Origin of the sequence: Pedobacter sp. ok626, assembly GCF_900100435.1 — a bacterium.
In the GTDB taxonomy this organism is placed as follows: domain Bacteria; phylum Bacteroidota; class Bacteroidia; order Sphingobacteriales; family Sphingobacteriaceae; genus Pedobacter.
The window spans coordinates 86,355-103,563 of the sequence record NZ_FNEX01000020.1; the positions used below are offsets into that span (position 1 = coordinate 86,355).

The 17,209-nt window shown below is 40.0% G+C and carries 10 protein-coding genes; 9 read left to right on the plus strand and 1 reads right to left on the minus strand.

What is annotated here, in order from left to right:
* The first annotated feature begins 42 nt into the window (after nt 1–42).
* The 9 genes from BLS35_RS23460 to BLS35_RS23500 all read left to right on the plus strand — a co-directional run bounded on the left by BLS35_RS23460 (nt 43) and on the right by BLS35_RS23500 (nt 13,020).
* On the plus strand, nt 43–1,257 hold the full coding sequence (locus tag BLS35_RS23460; protein ID WP_090785937.1) for a sialidase family protein: 1,215 nt from the start codon (nt 43–45) through the stop codon (nt 1,255–1,257).
* A gap of 60 nt (nt 1,258–1,317) precedes the next feature.
* Nucleotides 1,318–1,914 carry an RNA polymerase sigma factor gene (locus BLS35_RS23465; RefSeq protein ID WP_090785939.1) on the plus strand — a complete coding sequence of 199 codons (597 nt, stop codon included), beginning with the start codon at nt 1,318–1,320 and terminating at the stop codon, nt 1,912–1,914.
* Between the two features lie 102 nt (nt 1,915–2,016).
* The gene (locus BLS35_RS23470; protein ID WP_090785941.1) at nt 2,017–3,021 is read left to right on the plus strand and encodes a FecR family protein; all 1,005 of its coding nucleotides are present in this window, start codon (nt 2,017–2,019) and stop codon (nt 3,019–3,021) included.
* 168 nt (nt 3,022–3,189) lie between these two features.
* Nucleotides 3,190–6,537: a SusC/RagA family TonB-linked outer membrane protein gene (locus BLS35_RS23475; protein WP_090785943.1), complete on the plus strand. Its 3,348-nt coding sequence runs from the start codon at nt 3,190–3,192 to the stop codon at nt 6,535–6,537.
* A gap of 20 nt (nt 6,538–6,557) precedes the next feature.
* The gene (locus BLS35_RS23480) at nt 6,558–7,949 is read left to right on the plus strand and encodes a RagB/SusD family nutrient uptake outer membrane protein (RefSeq protein ID WP_090785945.1); all 1,392 of its coding nucleotides are present in this window, start codon (nt 6,558–6,560) and stop codon (nt 7,947–7,949) included.
* Between the two features lie 72 nt (nt 7,950–8,021).
* Nucleotides 8,022–9,044 (plus strand): TlpA disulfide reductase family protein, encoded by a 1,023-nt coding sequence (locus tag BLS35_RS23485; protein ID WP_090785947.1) that lies wholly within the window; start codon nt 8,022–8,024, stop codon nt 9,042–9,044.
* Nucleotides 9,045–9,055: 11 nt separating this feature from the next.
* Complete coding sequence (locus BLS35_RS23490; RefSeq protein WP_090785950.1) at nt 9,056–10,480, plus strand: redoxin domain-containing protein; 1,425 nt, start codon at nt 9,056–9,058, stop codon at nt 10,478–10,480.
* 163 nt (nt 10,481–10,643) lie between these two features.
* Nucleotides 10,644–11,765 carry a glycoside hydrolase family 88/105 protein gene (locus tag BLS35_RS23495; RefSeq protein ID WP_207909163.1) on the plus strand — a complete coding sequence of 374 codons (1,122 nt, stop codon included), beginning with the start codon at nt 10,644–10,646 and terminating at the stop codon, nt 11,763–11,765.
* 7 nt (nt 11,766–11,772) lie between these two features.
* Nucleotides 11,773–13,020 carry a DUF2264 domain-containing protein gene (locus tag BLS35_RS23500; protein ID WP_254779077.1) on the plus strand — a complete coding sequence of 416 codons (1,248 nt, stop codon included), beginning with the start codon at nt 11,773–11,775 and terminating at the stop codon, nt 13,018–13,020.
* Between the two features lie 34 nt (nt 13,021–13,054).
* Here the strand turns inward: BLS35_RS23500 and BLS35_RS23505 are convergent, their stop codons facing one another.
* Nucleotides 13,055–17,089, minus strand: coding sequence for a hybrid sensor histidine kinase/response regulator transcription factor (locus BLS35_RS23505; RefSeq protein ID WP_165973386.1), 4,035 nt, complete (start codon nt 17,087–17,089; stop codon nt 13,055–13,057).
* Between the last annotated feature and the right edge of the window lie 120 nt (nt 17,090–17,209).

Sequence of the window (17,209 nt, forward strand, 5' to 3'; positions counted from 1 at the left end):
TAAGACGGCCGGCCTAACACTGGCCGTTTTTAAAATAAAAATATGTGCAAGAATTCCTATAAATTTTTATTAAAACTAACACTTAGTTATACAATCCTGCTATGGTCGGCCAGTTCAGAGATCAAAGCACAAACTGCACCTGCACAGATTTTAAGTGATACCAGAACATTTGAGGTATCAGCCTGCAATCCCTTTAAAAAGAGTATGGTGACTGTATGGATGGAAAAAAGGCCGGAACGAAAAGATAATGATGAAAATGCTGCGGATATGCGAGTGGCTTACAAGTCCTCTGCTGATAACGGAAATAGTTGGACGGAAAAAGGGATTGTAGATTTGCCGGGTACATTTGCTACGGGGAATCCTTTTATTGCAAACAATGAAAAAGGTGCTACTTATCTGGTTTGTATGCACATCGGAAAAGACTTTTACTCCGGGAACATATCTTTGTATGAATTTGATTTCGGGAAAAAGAAGTTTGAGTTAAAATCCGTTCCGATTAAAAGTGATGATAATCTGCTGGATAAACCTTCTTTTGCAACCTCTGGAGATGAAATTCACCTGGTGTATGTTGCCTATCCAAAAAGGATGAAGAATGCTGTGAAATACCAGATGTCTAAAGATAAAGGGAAAACCTGGACAAAAGCAGTCGATGTATTTGGCGGCAATATAGGCGGGCATTTAGGGCCTTCGATTGCAATCTCAAAAAACAAGCAGGTCATAATTTCTATCGGAGCATACGGGCAAAAGGACATTTTGATTACCAGAAAGGTCCATTCCGATAGCGTTGCTTTTGAGAAGCCTACCATTGTAAGTCCGATTTCGACGAAACAAGGGGCTGCAATGACTGAATTAACAGCTTATAAAAATGGATTGATCCTGACCTGGCAAAACCCACATCAGAGAAGTGAAACCTATTTGTCGTATAGTAAAGATGATGGCATCAGCTGGGCCAAACCAATTATGCTAACGTCGTTTGGAAACCTGGCCTCGGCGACTTTCGATGAAAAAGGAAATATTCATTGCATCTACTCAGACTTTGCAAACCAGCATTTCTTTGTGGGATACAAGATGTTAGATACCAGGTACCATTTACTTAAAGAAGAAAATTTATTAAAACCAACAGCATTAACTACGTTTAATGAATACTTAGGGGCCTATCAAAAATTGGTAATTCAAGATAAGCAACTTTTTGCGTTCTGGATCGATTACAAAGATAACAGTACTTTAAAGTTTACAAAATGGAAGATTAGGACGTAATAGATGCGTAGCGCTCGTTTTACCCTCAAAAAATTGGGTGAAAATGTCGTACCTTAGCGTATGCATTACAACGGACCGGACGACGATAGATCTTTACTAGCTTCAGTATCGGCTGGAGATCAGTTGGCCTTTCGTAGTTTGTTTGATGCCTATAGAAATAAGGTTTTTACCTATGCAGTTCGCTACCTTAAATCCAGAGAGCAGGCCGAGGAAATCGTACAGAATGTATTCCTTAAGCTTTGGCTTAAACGGGAAGGCTTAACAGAGATTGTCAACTTTGGTGGGTATTTGCGTACCATAACCAATAACGCTACCCTTGATGCCTTAAAAAAGAGAGCTTCGGAATACCGACACCAAAACGAAAGTTTGCAGGAATGGTCCGACCTCGACAATACCACTGAAGATGCTATTTTTTCTAAAGATGCCAAGAGTTATATCAGCCTGGCTCTCGAAAAATTACCCAAACAGCAACGGTTGGTTTACCAGATGTGCCAAATCGATGGATTAAAACAAAAGGAAGTGGCCGAAAAGCTCAATATTTCACCTTTAACCGTTAAGGTTCATTTACGGGAGGCCACAAAAGGCCTAAAAGCATTGCTTAAAAACGGGGAGTCCATACCGCTGATTGCCTTTCTTTTTCTGGGAATGTTAAGATAAATAAACATTATTTTAATTTTTCTTTAACACAACTACTCCTTTTTTGTTTTTCAATCGTCAGCTCTATAAAGCTGCTTCCGGGCGCTAGCTTAAAATACCCCTATGGAAAACGAAAGACTCCAATACCTTGTAAAAAAATATGCCAGTAATGGGATTACTGGTAATGAGGAAGCTGAATTGATGGAGTTTATCCACTTTGGTAAAGACCTGGAATATCTTCGCGAGCTGATGGTGCAGATTTGGGACGATAAGCAACCTCAGTTTGAAATGGACGAGGCCAATGCAGATCAGATTTTTGAAAAGGTAGTTGGCGGTGCAAGATCGGCTTCAATCAGACGTTTTTCGTGGATAGGATGGGCTGCGGTATTGTTACTGTTTTGCTCTGCAGCAGTTTTCTTTTTCTACGAGAAAGAACCAAAGGCTCCACAAAGCTTACAACAGGTAGCAACGATAAAGATTTTTTCCGGAACAGCTCATAAGAAAGTAAAATTTCCTGATGGAAGTTCGGTAATACTGAACGATCATAGTTCTATAACTTATACTAGAGATTTTTCAGAAAAAAGCCGGGAGGTTGTATTGACAGGAGAAGGGTATTTTGATATTAAACACGATGCTAAGCGGACTTTTATTGTGCATTCGGGCAAGGTAAAAACTACAGTTTTAGGTACGGCCTTTAATGTCAAGGCGTTGGTTGGTAAACCTGTGGTTGTAACCGTAACGCGTGGAAAAGTAAGTGTTGAGGACGAAGGCAAGCTCTTAGCTGTGCTTATACCAAACCAGCAGGTGACCCTAAGTGGCGCAGATAGAAAGAAAATAGAACCATTAAAAGTTAAAGCAGAAGAATCAATCGCCTGGCAAAAAAACGACCTGTTTTTTGAAGATGCAACTATGGAGGAGGCAGCAGATCTGCTTTCGCAAAGATTTAATATTAAAATTTCATTTAACAACAACGCCGGTAAAAACTGCCGATTCACCGCTACCTTTTTAAAGGCACAAGACTTAGAAGAGATCATTAAAGTAATTACCGCTTTTAACGGGGCAACTTATACTACCAAACCCGGGCAAATCATCATCTCGGGTAATAACTGCGAAAATAATCAACAATAATACCTAAACCATTAACCAGAACACAATGAGAAAAAACTACCAGTTACGTATTTGAGCAAAAGAAACTCCCTGTGGCTAAACAGGGAGTCAGAAAAGAGTTTGCTTAAGTTGCCACTAAAGCAAGCTGTTTAAACAAATTTTTTGGGAATCATTTAAACATTTAAAATTATGAAATTTTCTGCAAAGTCAGCGGGGTATACGACTATTGTATTTCCTGGGCTATACAGCATTGTAAGGAAAACATTAATCTATAAGATTATGCGTTTAAGCTTATTTACAGCTATTTTGACAATCGCAAGTACTCAATTGATGCTTGCATCTCGCACCAGCGGACAATCAATGTCCCAGGTTGAGGTAAATATTGAACTGAAAAAAGAGTCAGCAGTTGCCGTGCTTAAAAAGATTGAAAGCCAAACAAATTTCAGATTTGTTTATCGAAACGATCAGATTAAGGAATTAAAGGAATTGGAGCTTCCATTAAAAAAGCGATCGGTTGAAGAATTGCTGCGTTTGGTATTCAACGACCAGCGTTTCAGAGTTACACAGTTAAACAATAACAATATTCAGATCTTGTCTATTCCAAAATCTGCAAGCCTGGCTGCTGTAAGGATTAGCGGAATTGTTCTGGATGAATTTGGGAGCCCTTTGCCTGGGGTATCTGTGATGATAAAAGGCAATAGATCTGTTAGTACGGCTACAGATCAAAATGGGCATTTTGGAATAGATATACCTGAAAAAGGTGTACGGGTTTTGCTTTTCAGTTATATGGGTTACCAGACGCAGGAAGTTGAGTTGGGCACTGAAACTTCGGTGTCGGTACGTATGAAGCCATCATCCGGGAGCTTAAATGAGGTTGTAGTTATTGGTTACGGTACTTCCACAAGGAAAGATCTCACTGGATCAGTCGCGAGGGTTGATGCGAAAATCATTCAGGAACAACCAGTGGGTAATGTGATCAATGCCTTGCAAGGTAGGATGGCAGGAGTTGAGGTATCGCAATCTAGCGGATTGCCAGGTTCGGGAACCTCTATTAAAATAAGAGGACAATATTCTATTCAAAGTGGTGTTGAGCCACTCTACGTGATAGATGGCGTTCCGTTTAATTTTAGTTTAAACGTTTTCCAGACTGGAGCAAATGGCACGGTTAACCCACTTAATAGTTTAAACCCATCGGATGTTGAGAGTATCGATGTACTTAAGGATGGCGATGCGACGGCAATCTATGGTGCAAGAGGTGGTAATGGTGTAATTTTAATCACAACTAAAAAAGGGAAAGCCGGAAAAACTAAATTGGATGTCAATTTAAGTTCCGGAATCGGTAAAGTCGGACGTAAGATTGACATGCTGAGTGGTGAACAGTATCTGGCTCTGCGTAAAGAAGCTTTTGCCAATGATAAGGTTACGCCAACAATAGTAAATGCTCCTGATTTAACTTCCTGGAGTCAGACAAGTTTCAGAGACTGGCAAGATGATCTCATAGGTGGTACTGCGCACTATACCGACGCTCAGGCAACCCTAAGTGGCGGAAATGAGGATACGCGCTTTGCTTTCAGTCCTGGTTACCATCACGAAGGGACTGTGTTTCCAGGAAGCTCTGCTGAAGACCGGATTTCGGCGAGATTAAATGTGGACCATAATTCAAGAGACAAAAGGTTCGCTGCATTGGTTTCTGTAGCCTATTCCTACGACAAAAATAATTTGCCTATAAGAGACCTGAGCAGCTATTACAATCTTGCTCCAAACTATGATCCGTATACTGCTACGGGGGCATTTAATTTTGTTAGTGCTTATCAGTATAATCCCTATGCACTCCTTGCTCAGAAATACAAAGGCACAACAGCGAATCTTATTGGTAATATGAGCCTTAGGTATACCATTCTTTCTGGCTTAAGCTTAAAAGCAAATTTAGGGTATACGACTTTAAATTTTGATCAGAACGGACAAACTCCGGGTTTAACAATTAACCCAGCTTTTAATACGGCAACCAGTAGTGCATTTTTTGCTGCTACAACAGCCAGATCCTACATTGTAGAACCACAGGTGGAGTATGTTAAAGAACTTGGAAAAGGTAAACTGACAGCTTTGGTTGGAACAACTTTTCAAAGTAATACCAGTACAACCAACACAGTGAACGGAGCTAATTACACTAACGATGCACTATTGGGGAGTATTGGCGCTGCAGGCACACTTTCTGGCAGTACAAGATACGACAATTACAATTTCAGTTCTATTTTTGGAAGAGTAACCTACAATTACCTCGGAAAGTATATTCTTAATGCGACGATGAGAAGGGATGGTTCATCCCGTTTTGGGTTGAATAACAGTTTCGGGAATTTTGGAGCGTTAGGAGCGGCATGGATATTTTCTGACGAGGCTTTCGTTAAAGACAATCTTCCTTTTTTAAGCTTCGGAAAATTACGGGGTAGTTATGGTATCACAGGTAATGACCAGATATCCAATTATCAAAACCTAGCGACTTACAATGCTGCTGGGTCATCAAGCGGTTATCAGGGAACTACAATTCAAAATCCTGCAAGGTTAGCCAATCCGGATATCAAATGGGAAAGTAACAGAAAAGCAGAACTAGCACTTGAACTGGGGCTTTTTAATAACAGGATACAGTTTAACGTAGCTGCATACAGAAATAGAGTAGGCAACCAGATTTTAAGTATTTCAACAGCCGGACAGGTCGGTTTTTCTAGTTACACGGGAAATTTTCCTGCTACTATACAGGCCCAGGGACTTGAATTTGAGTTGAATACAAAGAATATTGAAAGGGGTGATTTCAGATGGTCCACTGCTTTCAATTTTACGTTGAACAACTCAAAAATTGTCAAATTTGATAACCTGGCGAGTTTGAACTTCTATGCCAACTCATTTATCGTAGGTTATCCGGTACCTTTTAGTAGGCAATATATATTTAATGGGATAAATCCGGCCAACGGGGCGATTACTTATCAAACTGCAAATGCAAACGGCGTACCTACTTTTCTCGTTGATCAGCAGCCAACTCCAGTTGGAAGCCCTTATTATGGTGGATTGACTAATACTTTTTCCTATAAACGCTTTGACTTTGGTTTCTTTTTCCAATTCAAACATCAAATGGGCTATATCAATAGTGTAACCGGGTCTTTGGGTTCGTTAAACAATCAGAACAGTAGTACACTTGACCATTGGAGACAAGCAAACGATAATACCCAATTTGGCGCGCCAACAGCGAATTCGAGTAATCCGGCTTTTAATCTTTACAGCTTTACATATAACAGTTCTACAGCCTTTTTTGGTAATGCTTCATGGCTAAAGCTTAAGAATGTTAACCTGGCTTATACTTTTCCTAAAGATTGGATCTCGGCAGCAAAGCTTTCCAATTTAAGGGTGTATGCTCAGGGACAAAATCTCTTTTCAATTTCCAATCATAAAAATGTGCTTGATCCTGAAATGGGTGCCGGACAAGGAGGTGGCCCGGGAATGCCGGCACTACGTACAATTGTTGTTGGCCTAAATGCTTCTTTTTAACTTAAAAACTAAAAATCGACATGAAATTATTTCCTTCACATAAGATCTGCTTAGTTTTAACACTGGGCATGATCATGACCCTTTCTTCTTGTAAAAAATTTATTGAGGTGGATCCTCCAATCGATCAGGTTAGTTCAGATAAGGCCTTTCAGGATGATGCTACGGCTCTAAGTTCGGTGCTTGGCCTATATGCCAATACGAATTTAATCCCCGCCAATGGAAATCTTGAAAACTCTTTACTTGGTACCGTAACTGGCTTAGGCGGTATGGCCGCTGATGACATTTATCTGAGTTCGCTGGATTACCTGGATCAATTTAAAACAAATACAGTACTTCCAACCAGTAATTATGTCAATAATCCATGGAATAACGCCTATGCGGTTATTTTTGCTGCAAATTCGGCCATTGAAGGGCTAAATAGTACTACCGGGGTTTCTGCAGCAGTGAAACAGCAGCTCCTGGGCGAAAGCCATTTTATGCGTGCTTTCACCTATTTCTATCTCAGCAATTTGTTTGGCGATGTACCCATGGTTACGAGTACGGTAACCAGCGTGAATTTAACATTGCCTCGGGCCCCGCAAGCGGAGATTTATCAGATGATCATCAGCGATCTGAAAATTGCGCAAAACAACCTTTCTGATGCTTACCCTTCCGGGCAACGGGCAAGGGCCAATAAAGCCGTAGCAACTGCATTGCTGGCTAGAATTTATTTGTATACTAAAGATTATTCAAATGCGGAAATTCAGGCTACAACGGTTATAAACAACAACGCTTATAAAATGGAAAGCCTGGATAATGCTTTCCTGAATACGAGCAATGAAGTGATCTGGCAGCGTTTCACTTTTAATGGATATACCGTTTTTGGCAGAAATTTTGTCCCTTCAGGGGCCACGCCTAGTTATGTACTTTATCCCTCCCTTGTGGCTAGTTTTGAGCCAACTGATCAGCGTACAGGGAAATGGATGAAGCCACTTGCAGTAGGTGCTGTAACCTATTATTATCCTTTTAAATATAAGTTGCGTGATGCTACAGCAGGAAATGAATTTAACGTGTTGTTGCGTTTGGCAGAACAATACCTGATCCGGGCAGAAGCCAGAGCACAACTCAATAAGATCACCGGAACGGCTAGCGCTGCGGAAGATCTAAATGTGGTGAGAAACCGTGCCGGGCTTCTTGGGACTACGGCTACCACCCAGGGCTCCATGCTGCTTGCGATAGAGAACGAGCGAGCACATGAGCTATTTTCTGAATTGGGGCACCGATGGTTCGACCTAAAAAGAACAGGTAGGGCGGATGCGGTTCTTGGATCGCAAAAGCCAACCTGGACATCTACAGCTGTATTATTTCCTATACCAGCCACCCAAATTTTATACAATAAAAACCTTAGCCAAAACCTCGGATACCCGAAATAAGCTTATAATTTATTACTCACCCAGCATGTGTATCCCATATGGGATATACATGCTGCTTTTTAAGTATTAGACATGAAAAAACAAAAAGTAATATTCTTGTTGTGGAGCCTTTTCCTTGCGTTCGGCGCATCAGCTCAGGAAAAATCAGTAATACCAAAATCGATCGGAGAACCTGCTCCGCCACTCTATATTTCTAAATGGCTAAAAGGAGATAGCATTGCTGAATTTAAAAAAGGACAAGTGTATGTTGTAGAGTTTTGGGCCACCTGGTGCCTGCCTTGTATTGCAGGAATGCCTCATCTATCTGACCTGGCCCGGAAGTATAAAAAAGATGTAACGGTTATAGGGGTTAGTATTTTTGAGCGAGGGACTACGATGCCTGTAATAGAAAAGTTTGTTGCTGACAAGGGTGATAAAATGGACTATCATGTTGCTGCTGAAAAAGGAAAAATGATGGCTGAGCACTGGATGACGGCATATGCCGAGAGAGGAATCCCTTTTTCATTTGTAGTGGACAGGGAGGGTAGGATAGCTTGGTGCGGACCTCCAAAAAATCTAGACCAGGTGCTAGCTCAGGTAGTAAAAGGAAACTGGGACATACAGCTCGCAGCTAAAAAAAGAAAAGAATACCAAAGGTTGGCACCCATAGACGGGAACAATGTTGTTAATACATTGAATCCATACATGGGTAACCCAGGCAGACCAGCAGCTGCTTTGAAGAAGATAGACAGTATGTTGACTGTTGAGCCTGGATTGAAGTACTTCCCAAAAATGGGGCATTTTACATTTTATTCGTTAACTAAAACAGATCAGAAAAAAGCGGTGGAGTTTGCCCGGGAGTGGTTTGCAGCCAACGATTATCCGGGGTATTCGACCGTAACAGATGCAGTCTATAAAAAAGAAGGGCTGATCCCGGAACTGTATGTCCTTGCCGCAGAATGTTATCAAGCGCAATTGGACAATTATCCATGGAGTATGAATTTTCCTGAAACTTATAAAAATATGGCCGCTTTATATGAAAAGGCGGGAGATAAGGTTAAAGCCAAAGAAATGCTAAAGAAAGCTCAAGAAGCGCCAATTGTAAATAAACACTAAAAAATACCAGAATGAAAAGAGTATTGACAATCGGCTTACTGCTGTTTACCGTCCATTTAGCGATTGCACAGCAACGTAGGGCTAACCCTGCCCTGGATTCTTTAAAGAATGAGAAGGACCCTGGGGTATTAAAGCAGAAATTACAAAAACTGGAAAATGGTTCTGAAAAAGAGCTCCAGCTGTTGATACAATTTTATAATGACACTCCCGGGAAGGCAGATTCGCTTGTTCAATTAGCGGTAAAGCGTTTCCCGAAAGGTGAAATGGCATTTAATCAAGTTCAGAATGAACTTTTTACCACACAAAGCGGTGCTGAGCAGGAGATACTTTTCAAGAAGATGAAAGCGAAGTTCCCCGCAAATAATTTGGATTATGCATTTTATTCAGTGGCTTACGCTTACGCGAATGATAAAAACGTTGCGAAAGTTAGTGAATATGTAAACCAGATTAAAGATGTGCGCTTCCGTTCGGCTGCGGCCCGCCTTACCGCAGAGGCGGTGATGAAATACGACTTGCCTGCCGCAGAGCGGATCACAAGAAAGGAAATTGAAGCTCTAATGAAAGAGGGTGTTCCCCCAGAGCCAGCGGCTGGTAGTACGCCTTCGCCTGCTAATGAGGCTCGAGCCTCCTATTTTGCATTCCTTGATTTGTATAGCACAATTCTGTTAAAATCAGGCAAGTACCAGGAAGCACTTAAGTATTCGAAAGAAGCTTACCTGGGTTCATCCCGTAAAACAGATCAGCTGACAGGAAACTACGGTTTGGCCTTGAGCAAAAATGGACAACATCAGGAAGCACTACCGCTATTGGAAAAACAAATTGCCGAAGGAAAGGCTAATCAGGATTTAAAGCTCGCTTTTAAGGAAAGTTATGCTAAGGTAAATCCTGATAAAGATGCTGTAGCTTATTTGACTATTTTAGAACAGGGTATGAAATCTAAAATTGAAGCTGAAGTTGCCAAAATGTTGATTAACGAAGCTGCCCCTAACTTTACAGTTAAGGATGTGAATGGGAAAACTGTTTCGCTGGCCGATTTTAAAGGGAAGACCATCGTTCTCGATTTTTGGGCAACCTGGTGTGGGCCCTGCAAGAAATCTTTTCCGGCTATGCAGATGGCAGTAAATAAGTATAAAAATGACCCAAACGTAAAGTTTTTATTTATCCATACCTGGGAAAAGGTTCAGCAACCACTCACAGATGCTCAATCATATCTAAACAGCAACAATTATAAATTTGATCTTTACATGGATACAAAGGATGCGAAAACTGGTACCAATCCGGCAGTTACTGCCTTTGGGGTAAAAGGTATTCCTGCTAAGTTTGTAATTGATGGTAACGGGAAAATTCGTTTTAAAATGATGGGCTTTTCGGGAGGAGACAGTGCAGCGGTTGCAGAATTATCCTCAATGATTGATATTTCTAAAAAAGCTGTCTGACAACAATCCATTTTTTATACCAGGTTTGATAGTGTCCAGCTACTTATCGAAGGACAGCAATTACAGACAGACGGAACGTTAATCGTTAGTTTGACATTTTAATTAAAAGCCCTATATTGCTCTTAGTGGAGAGGGAACCATAATGGTATAAAACTAATTATTAATGATGATAAGATCAATTGCATTCTTGTTAATGTTATTTAACCTACCTGTATCGGCCCAAAATCAACCTGTTAAAGTTGAAGTACTCAAGCTGATCAAAAAGGCGAATAATTATTGGCAATCCAATCATCAACCCGAAGTCTGGGCATTCTGGGATGAGGCCGCTTATCACACAGGAAATATGGAAGCATTTAGCCTTACAGGCGATGAAAGCTATAGATTATATTCAGAGCGTTGGGCCGATTATAATCAATGGATGGGTGCTAAATCTGCCGATAAATCAGTCTGGAAGTATAAATACGGTGAAAAGGATGATTATGTGCTTTTTGGAGACTGGCAAATCTGTTTCCAGACTTACATTGATTTATATCATTTAAACCCGGGAAAACATAAAATAGCAAGGGCCCGAGAGGTAATGGAATACCAAATGAGCACCGCTGCAAACGATTACTGGTGGTGGGCTGATGGGTTGTATATGGTGATGCCGGTGATGACGAAGTTGTATGCTGTGACTGGAAACCGATTTTATCTGGAAAAACTACACGACTATTTTGAGTATGCAAACAGCATAATGTCTGATCAGAAAACAGGCCTGTACTACAGGGATGCCAAGTATGTATATCCTAAGCACAAAAGCGTAAATGGTAAAAAGGATTTCTGGGCAAGAGGCGACGGTTGGGTCTTTGCCGGTCTGGCAAAGGTATTAAAGGACTTGCCTCAGGATGATCCGCATCGTGAATTATATGTCTCGAAATACAAGAGATTGGCAAAGGCCATTTTGAAAAGTCAGCAACCTGAGGGGTATTGGACCAGAAGTATGTTGGATAAAGATCATGCGCCGGGAGCGGAAACCAGCGGTACAGCTTTTTTTACCTATGGTTTATTGTGGGGTATTAACAACGGATATTTGAAAGAAAAGATATATCTAAATTCAGCATTGAAAAGTTGGAAATATCTATCTGAAGTAGCCTTACAGCAGGATGGTCGTGTTGGCTATGTTCAGCCGATTGGGGAAAAAGCGATTCCAGGCCAGGTTGTCAATGCAAAATCCACCGCCAATTTTGGTGTAGGTGCCTTTTTATTGGCCGGTGCTGAATTGTACAGGTATTTGGATAAACAATAGTTGATAAATGAGAAATTATAAAGTAGTAATGGCCATTTTTTTGCTTTTGCAGATTGGTGGCCTCTCTTTTGGGCAAAAAAAATCGCGCGCTAAGAAAGCACCGGTGCTCAACGATCGGAAATACTGGCTTGGAGAAATGGACAAAATGGTTAGACCTGTGTTGAAAAACCTGGCGGCGGATAGTTTGAGAATCACCATGCCCAAAGTGACATCTATTCATGTGGACAATAAAGCCCACCGTATAGAAGTGCAGTATCTGGAAATTTTAGGTAGGGTGCTGTCGGGTATTGCACCATGGCTTCAGCTTGAAGATGGTAATCAGGAAGAAATGGCAATGCGTAAGCAGTACAGAAAATGGGTGCTCAGTGGTTTAACCAATGCGCTGGATTCCAATGCAAAAGATTTTATGCGATTTGATATTGGTGGACAGCAACTGGTAGATGCTTCCTTTTTGGCAGTGGCGGTTGTAAGGGCACCCTGGATTTATGAGCATCTTCCTAAACGAGAGCAGGCCCGCCTGGTGGGCGCAATAAAAACGACCAGAAAATTCAAACCTGCGTTTTCAAATTGGTTGCTTTTTTCTGCTATGAATGAAGCTTTCCTGGCAAAAATTGGATCGGAATGGGATCCTATGCGTGTAGATTATGCCTTGCAACAAATGGAACAATGGTATGTGGGTGATGGAATGTACATGGATGGTGAATCTTTTGCTTACGATTATTACAATAGTTTTGTCATTCATCCTTATCTGGCTTCCATTGCAGAAATCATTGGAAAGAAGACAAATGTCTATCAGCTGATGTTTGATAAGGTAAGAAACCGTAATGAACGTTATGCCGTTATTCAGGAGAGACTTATCAATACTGATGGGACCTATCCCGCCACTGGCCGTTCCATAATCTATCGTGGGGCTGCATTTCACCATCTTGCAGATATGGCATGGCGTAAAGCATTACCCAAACAATTGAGCGCATCTCAGGTGCGATGTGCTTTAACAGCAGTATTAAGGAAGACTTTGGAAAGCCCAACAACCTATCAGGATGGCTGGCTTACACTGGGTTTATATGGATTGCAACCTAATCTGGGTGATTTTTACAATAATCAGGGTAGTCCATATCTCGCTACCAGTATATTCCTTCCTTTAGGATTATCGGAGAAAGATCCGTTCTGGGCAGATGCTGATCAGAAATGGACAGCGCAAAAAATCTGGACTGGCGAGAATTTTCCAAATGACCATAGCGAGCGCCTAAAGTAATTGTAATGTAACAAAAGATCATGATGTTTGGGCACTAACGAATCTTTTTGTCCAGTTTATAACCTTTGTTAAAATTCTTGCGGTATTTCTTGATATATTCTGAAGGACGCAATTCAAATAATTTATAAAACTGCTCTCTAAAGTATTTGATGTCGCTAAATCCTGATTGAAAAGCGACCTCATTTACGTTATGTGCAGAATTGATAAACAGTTGCGCGGCCTTACGAAGACGGATGTAGCGGATGAACTCGTTTATCGACTTTCCTGAAATTGTCTTCACTTTTTTATACAGTGCGGAATGACTCATTCCCACTTCATCAGCCAAAATTTTTATATTAAAATCCGAATTGTTCAAATGATCTTCAGTAATTGAGATACATCTTTCCAGGAACTCTTTATTTTCTTTAGATACTTTAGTATCGTTTGATTGCAGGGTAATCTCATTAAAAAAATAACTCTGTAGCGTGGTTCTGCTTTTTAAAAGATTGGAAACCCTTGCAATAAGTATATCCTTGTCAAATGGTTTGGTCATATGATCATCCGCTCCGGCTTCAATTCCTTTAAGTTTAATTTCTGCAGAGGAGCTTGATGTAAGTAAAATAACAGGAATATGGCTTAGTCCTGGGTCTTTCTTTAGCTTTGTACAAAGCTCAACCCCGCTTAATTCTTTCATTACAACATCAGTGATAATGATGTCTGGCATGTGTTTGCTTGCCATCACCAGTCCTTCTTCGCCACTTCGGGCTTCGTGAACCAGGTAAGTCGACCTAAATAACTGTTTAATGTAATTCCGGATATCATCATTATCATCAACAATCAGAATTCCTTGCTTTTCGGTTATGATCTCATTTGCTTCATCTTCCAGCTGGTCAGCAGACAGATAATTTTCCTCATCAACGATTAGCTCATCCAAAAATACCAGGGCTTCATCCATGCTATCGTGGATAATCTCCGAAGGGAAATGTGATTTACCTTTCAATAATTTGATCAGGAAATCTGTTCCCACACCGGGTTTACTTGTATAGGTAACCGTTCCGAGATGGAGTTTGATAAATTTATTAACGAGATAAAGCCCAATCCCAAATCCGGGTTTGGATGAGGCATTTTTCTCGAAAACCTGGTAGAACCTGTCAAAAAGTTTATTGCCAACCGCATCTGAAACCCCACTTCCTGTATCTGTGATATGAATTTCAACCTCCTCAGATAAATCATTGATCGCCAATATAATTTTACCGCCATCCGGTGTAAATTTGAAAGCATTGGAAATCAGGTTAAATAAAGCGATTTCTATCTTTTCTTTATCTACGTAAATATCAATGGTTTCTTTAGTGCTAGAAAAATTGAACCTGATGTTTCTTGTTTTTGCCTGCTGACTAAAGCAAGCATGCACCTCTTTGCAAAAAATAACAAGATTAGTCTTTGAGATTTTAAGATTCTCCGTGTCCGATTTTCTAAAAAGCAATAATTGATCAACCAGGCTTAACAGTCTCCTGGCATTTCTGTATACCACAGTCAATTCCTTAGAATCAATTGGATTGCTGCTGTTTAAAAATTCTTTGATGGGGTTAATGATCAATGTCAATGGAGTTCTGAATTCATGAGAAACATTGGTAAAGAAGGCTAGCTTTTTCTCATTAAGATCTTTTTCCTGCTCAATTTTCAGGTTTGCCAACTCAATTTGATATTTCAAGGCCGTTTGCCGCTTTTCATAGCGGGAGTAGAGATAGAGTGATCCCAAAAGACCTGCGGCATACAATATATATGCCCATATTGACCGCCACCATGGTGGTAAAACACTTACCTGTAATACGCGCTCATTGTTAAGCCATACTCCTTCAGCATTGGTTGATTTGATCCTTAAGCGATAATCTCCCTCACGTAATTTTGAATAATTGACCGTTCTGGTATTTCCTGCGTTATTCCAATTGTTATCCCATCCTTCCAGATAATAGGAATAGGAGATTTTATCGGGCGAAGAATACTCCAGAGCGGCAAAATCAACTGACAGTATTGCTTTATCATAGGGTAGAGTTATTTCATTTACCTCATAAACACTTTTTTTATCGGTAAAACTTTCATCGAGTTCATAAGGAATATTATTGGTTCTCAGTCCGGTAATTAAAAGGCGGGGTTCCATAATAAGAGGTTTTATTTCCTCAGGATAGAATATGTTAAAACCCTTAATTCCGCCAAACAAAAATTCACCAGAGTTTAACTTTAACGCTGCATTGTAATTAAATTGATTGCTTTGGAGACCATCAGTTTTATGGAAATTTTTAAACTCCCTGCTAATGGGATTAAAACTGCTCAATCCATTAAAGGTGGAGATCCACAATTGCCCGGAATTATCTTCCAGAATGTTTAATACTGTATTCCCTGGAAGTCCGTTTTCTTCAGAGAAAGTTTTATAAGTCCCTTTCTTTCTATCGAATAGAAGCAATCCGGATCCCTCGGTCCCAATCCAGAAGTTTCCTTTTTTATCTTCATAGATTGCCCTTACCGCGGTGTTAAGCTGAAATATTTTGACATTCTTATTGTCTTTGCTTAAACGAATCAATGAAGAAAAAGTTCCTAGCCATAAAGTCCCTTGTTTATCTTCATTTATGGAGATTACATTCGTAAGTTTTGAACTAAAAAGTTCAAATTTATCCGTGTTTCTATTTAATTTGTAGAGGCCCCCATCTGTACAGGTCCCTACCCAAATATTTTTAAATCGATCTTCGTAAATGCTCCAGGCATTTCTGTCTATAGATTTTGTAGCAGTATTGAAACAAGGATAATATTTGAAGGCACTGGTTTGCTTATTGAATTTATTAATTCCACCACCATAAGTTGCCAGCCAGATTTCATCTTTATCATCCTTAATAATACGGGCTACATTGTTGTTTGTCAGGGAACCTGGCTCATTAAGTTTATGGCAGTAATTGGAAAAATGATTATGCTTCCTGTCCCAATAGCTTAAGCCTTCTCCATCCGTGCCAATCCATACATTCCCCTTGGGATCTTCACAAAAGGAAATGATGAAATTACTGATCAGTCCGTCTTTTCTTAAAGGGTTGGAGGCAATGGTCTTAAACCTATTTTTGTTTTTATCCAGTACATTAATTCCGCCCCGTAGAGTACCAATCCACTTTCTATGGTCCTTGTCTTCAAAAACGGTATTTACGGCACTACTGGTAAGCATACCATTTTCTTTGCCTTGGCGCAGGTAATTCAGTCTGTTGTTTTTTATATCATATATTGTGATTCCACCCCCATCAGTGCTAATCCAGAGTAAACCATTATTATCTACCATTAAACCATAGATATTGTTATGCGATAAAAAGCCGTCAGCCTCAGTATAGCCGTTTAATGTTTTACCCGCAATACTATACTTATACAGTCCATTTTCATTACCAATCCACACGTTGCCGAAATTATCAGGTGCAATACACAAGGCGGTTTGCAAAGATGCTTCAACCTGTTTAATGCTTTTGTCCTTATAGTTGTAAAGGCATAAACCATATTCCTGGATAAATAGCCAAACCCTTTTGTTTTTATCAACCTTAACAGATTGAACATGGTAAGAATTTAACCTGCCTTTATTACTGTTATAGGGAACCTGTGTGGCTATCAGACTGTTTTTTTCATAAATCAGCAAACCTTGTCCGGCGGTTGCAATAAACACATTGCCCTCTACATCACTATCAAATGCGTTTATTGGATAGGAGGCTTCAAGTATACTTTTTTTATTAGCCGAACGGAATTTAATTATACTGAACTTGCCTGTTGCTGCATGGTATAAATTTGCCCCCTTTTTAGTTCCTACTAATAGATTATGGTGACTGTCTTCGTGAATGGCTACAATCCAATTATTAAGAAGGGAATTCTTGTCATTTAAATTCTTCCTGAAAACCTTAAACGTATATCCATCATACCTGTTCAGCCCCTCATATGTTCCAATCCACATAAAACCATACTTGTCTTGATATACGCTGGTTACTGCATTATTAGAAAGACCATGTTCAATTCCTAAATAATATAGATATGGATTATTTATAGCCTTTGAGGAAAGATAAATAAAGGACATGAATATTACACATAAATATTTTTTCATGAAGAAAGGAGGCGAAATGGTTTGGTTAGGTTTGTCTTAACAAATATATCAATTCTGACCAAAGTCGGTGGTTAAAATGATTTTACCCCTTTA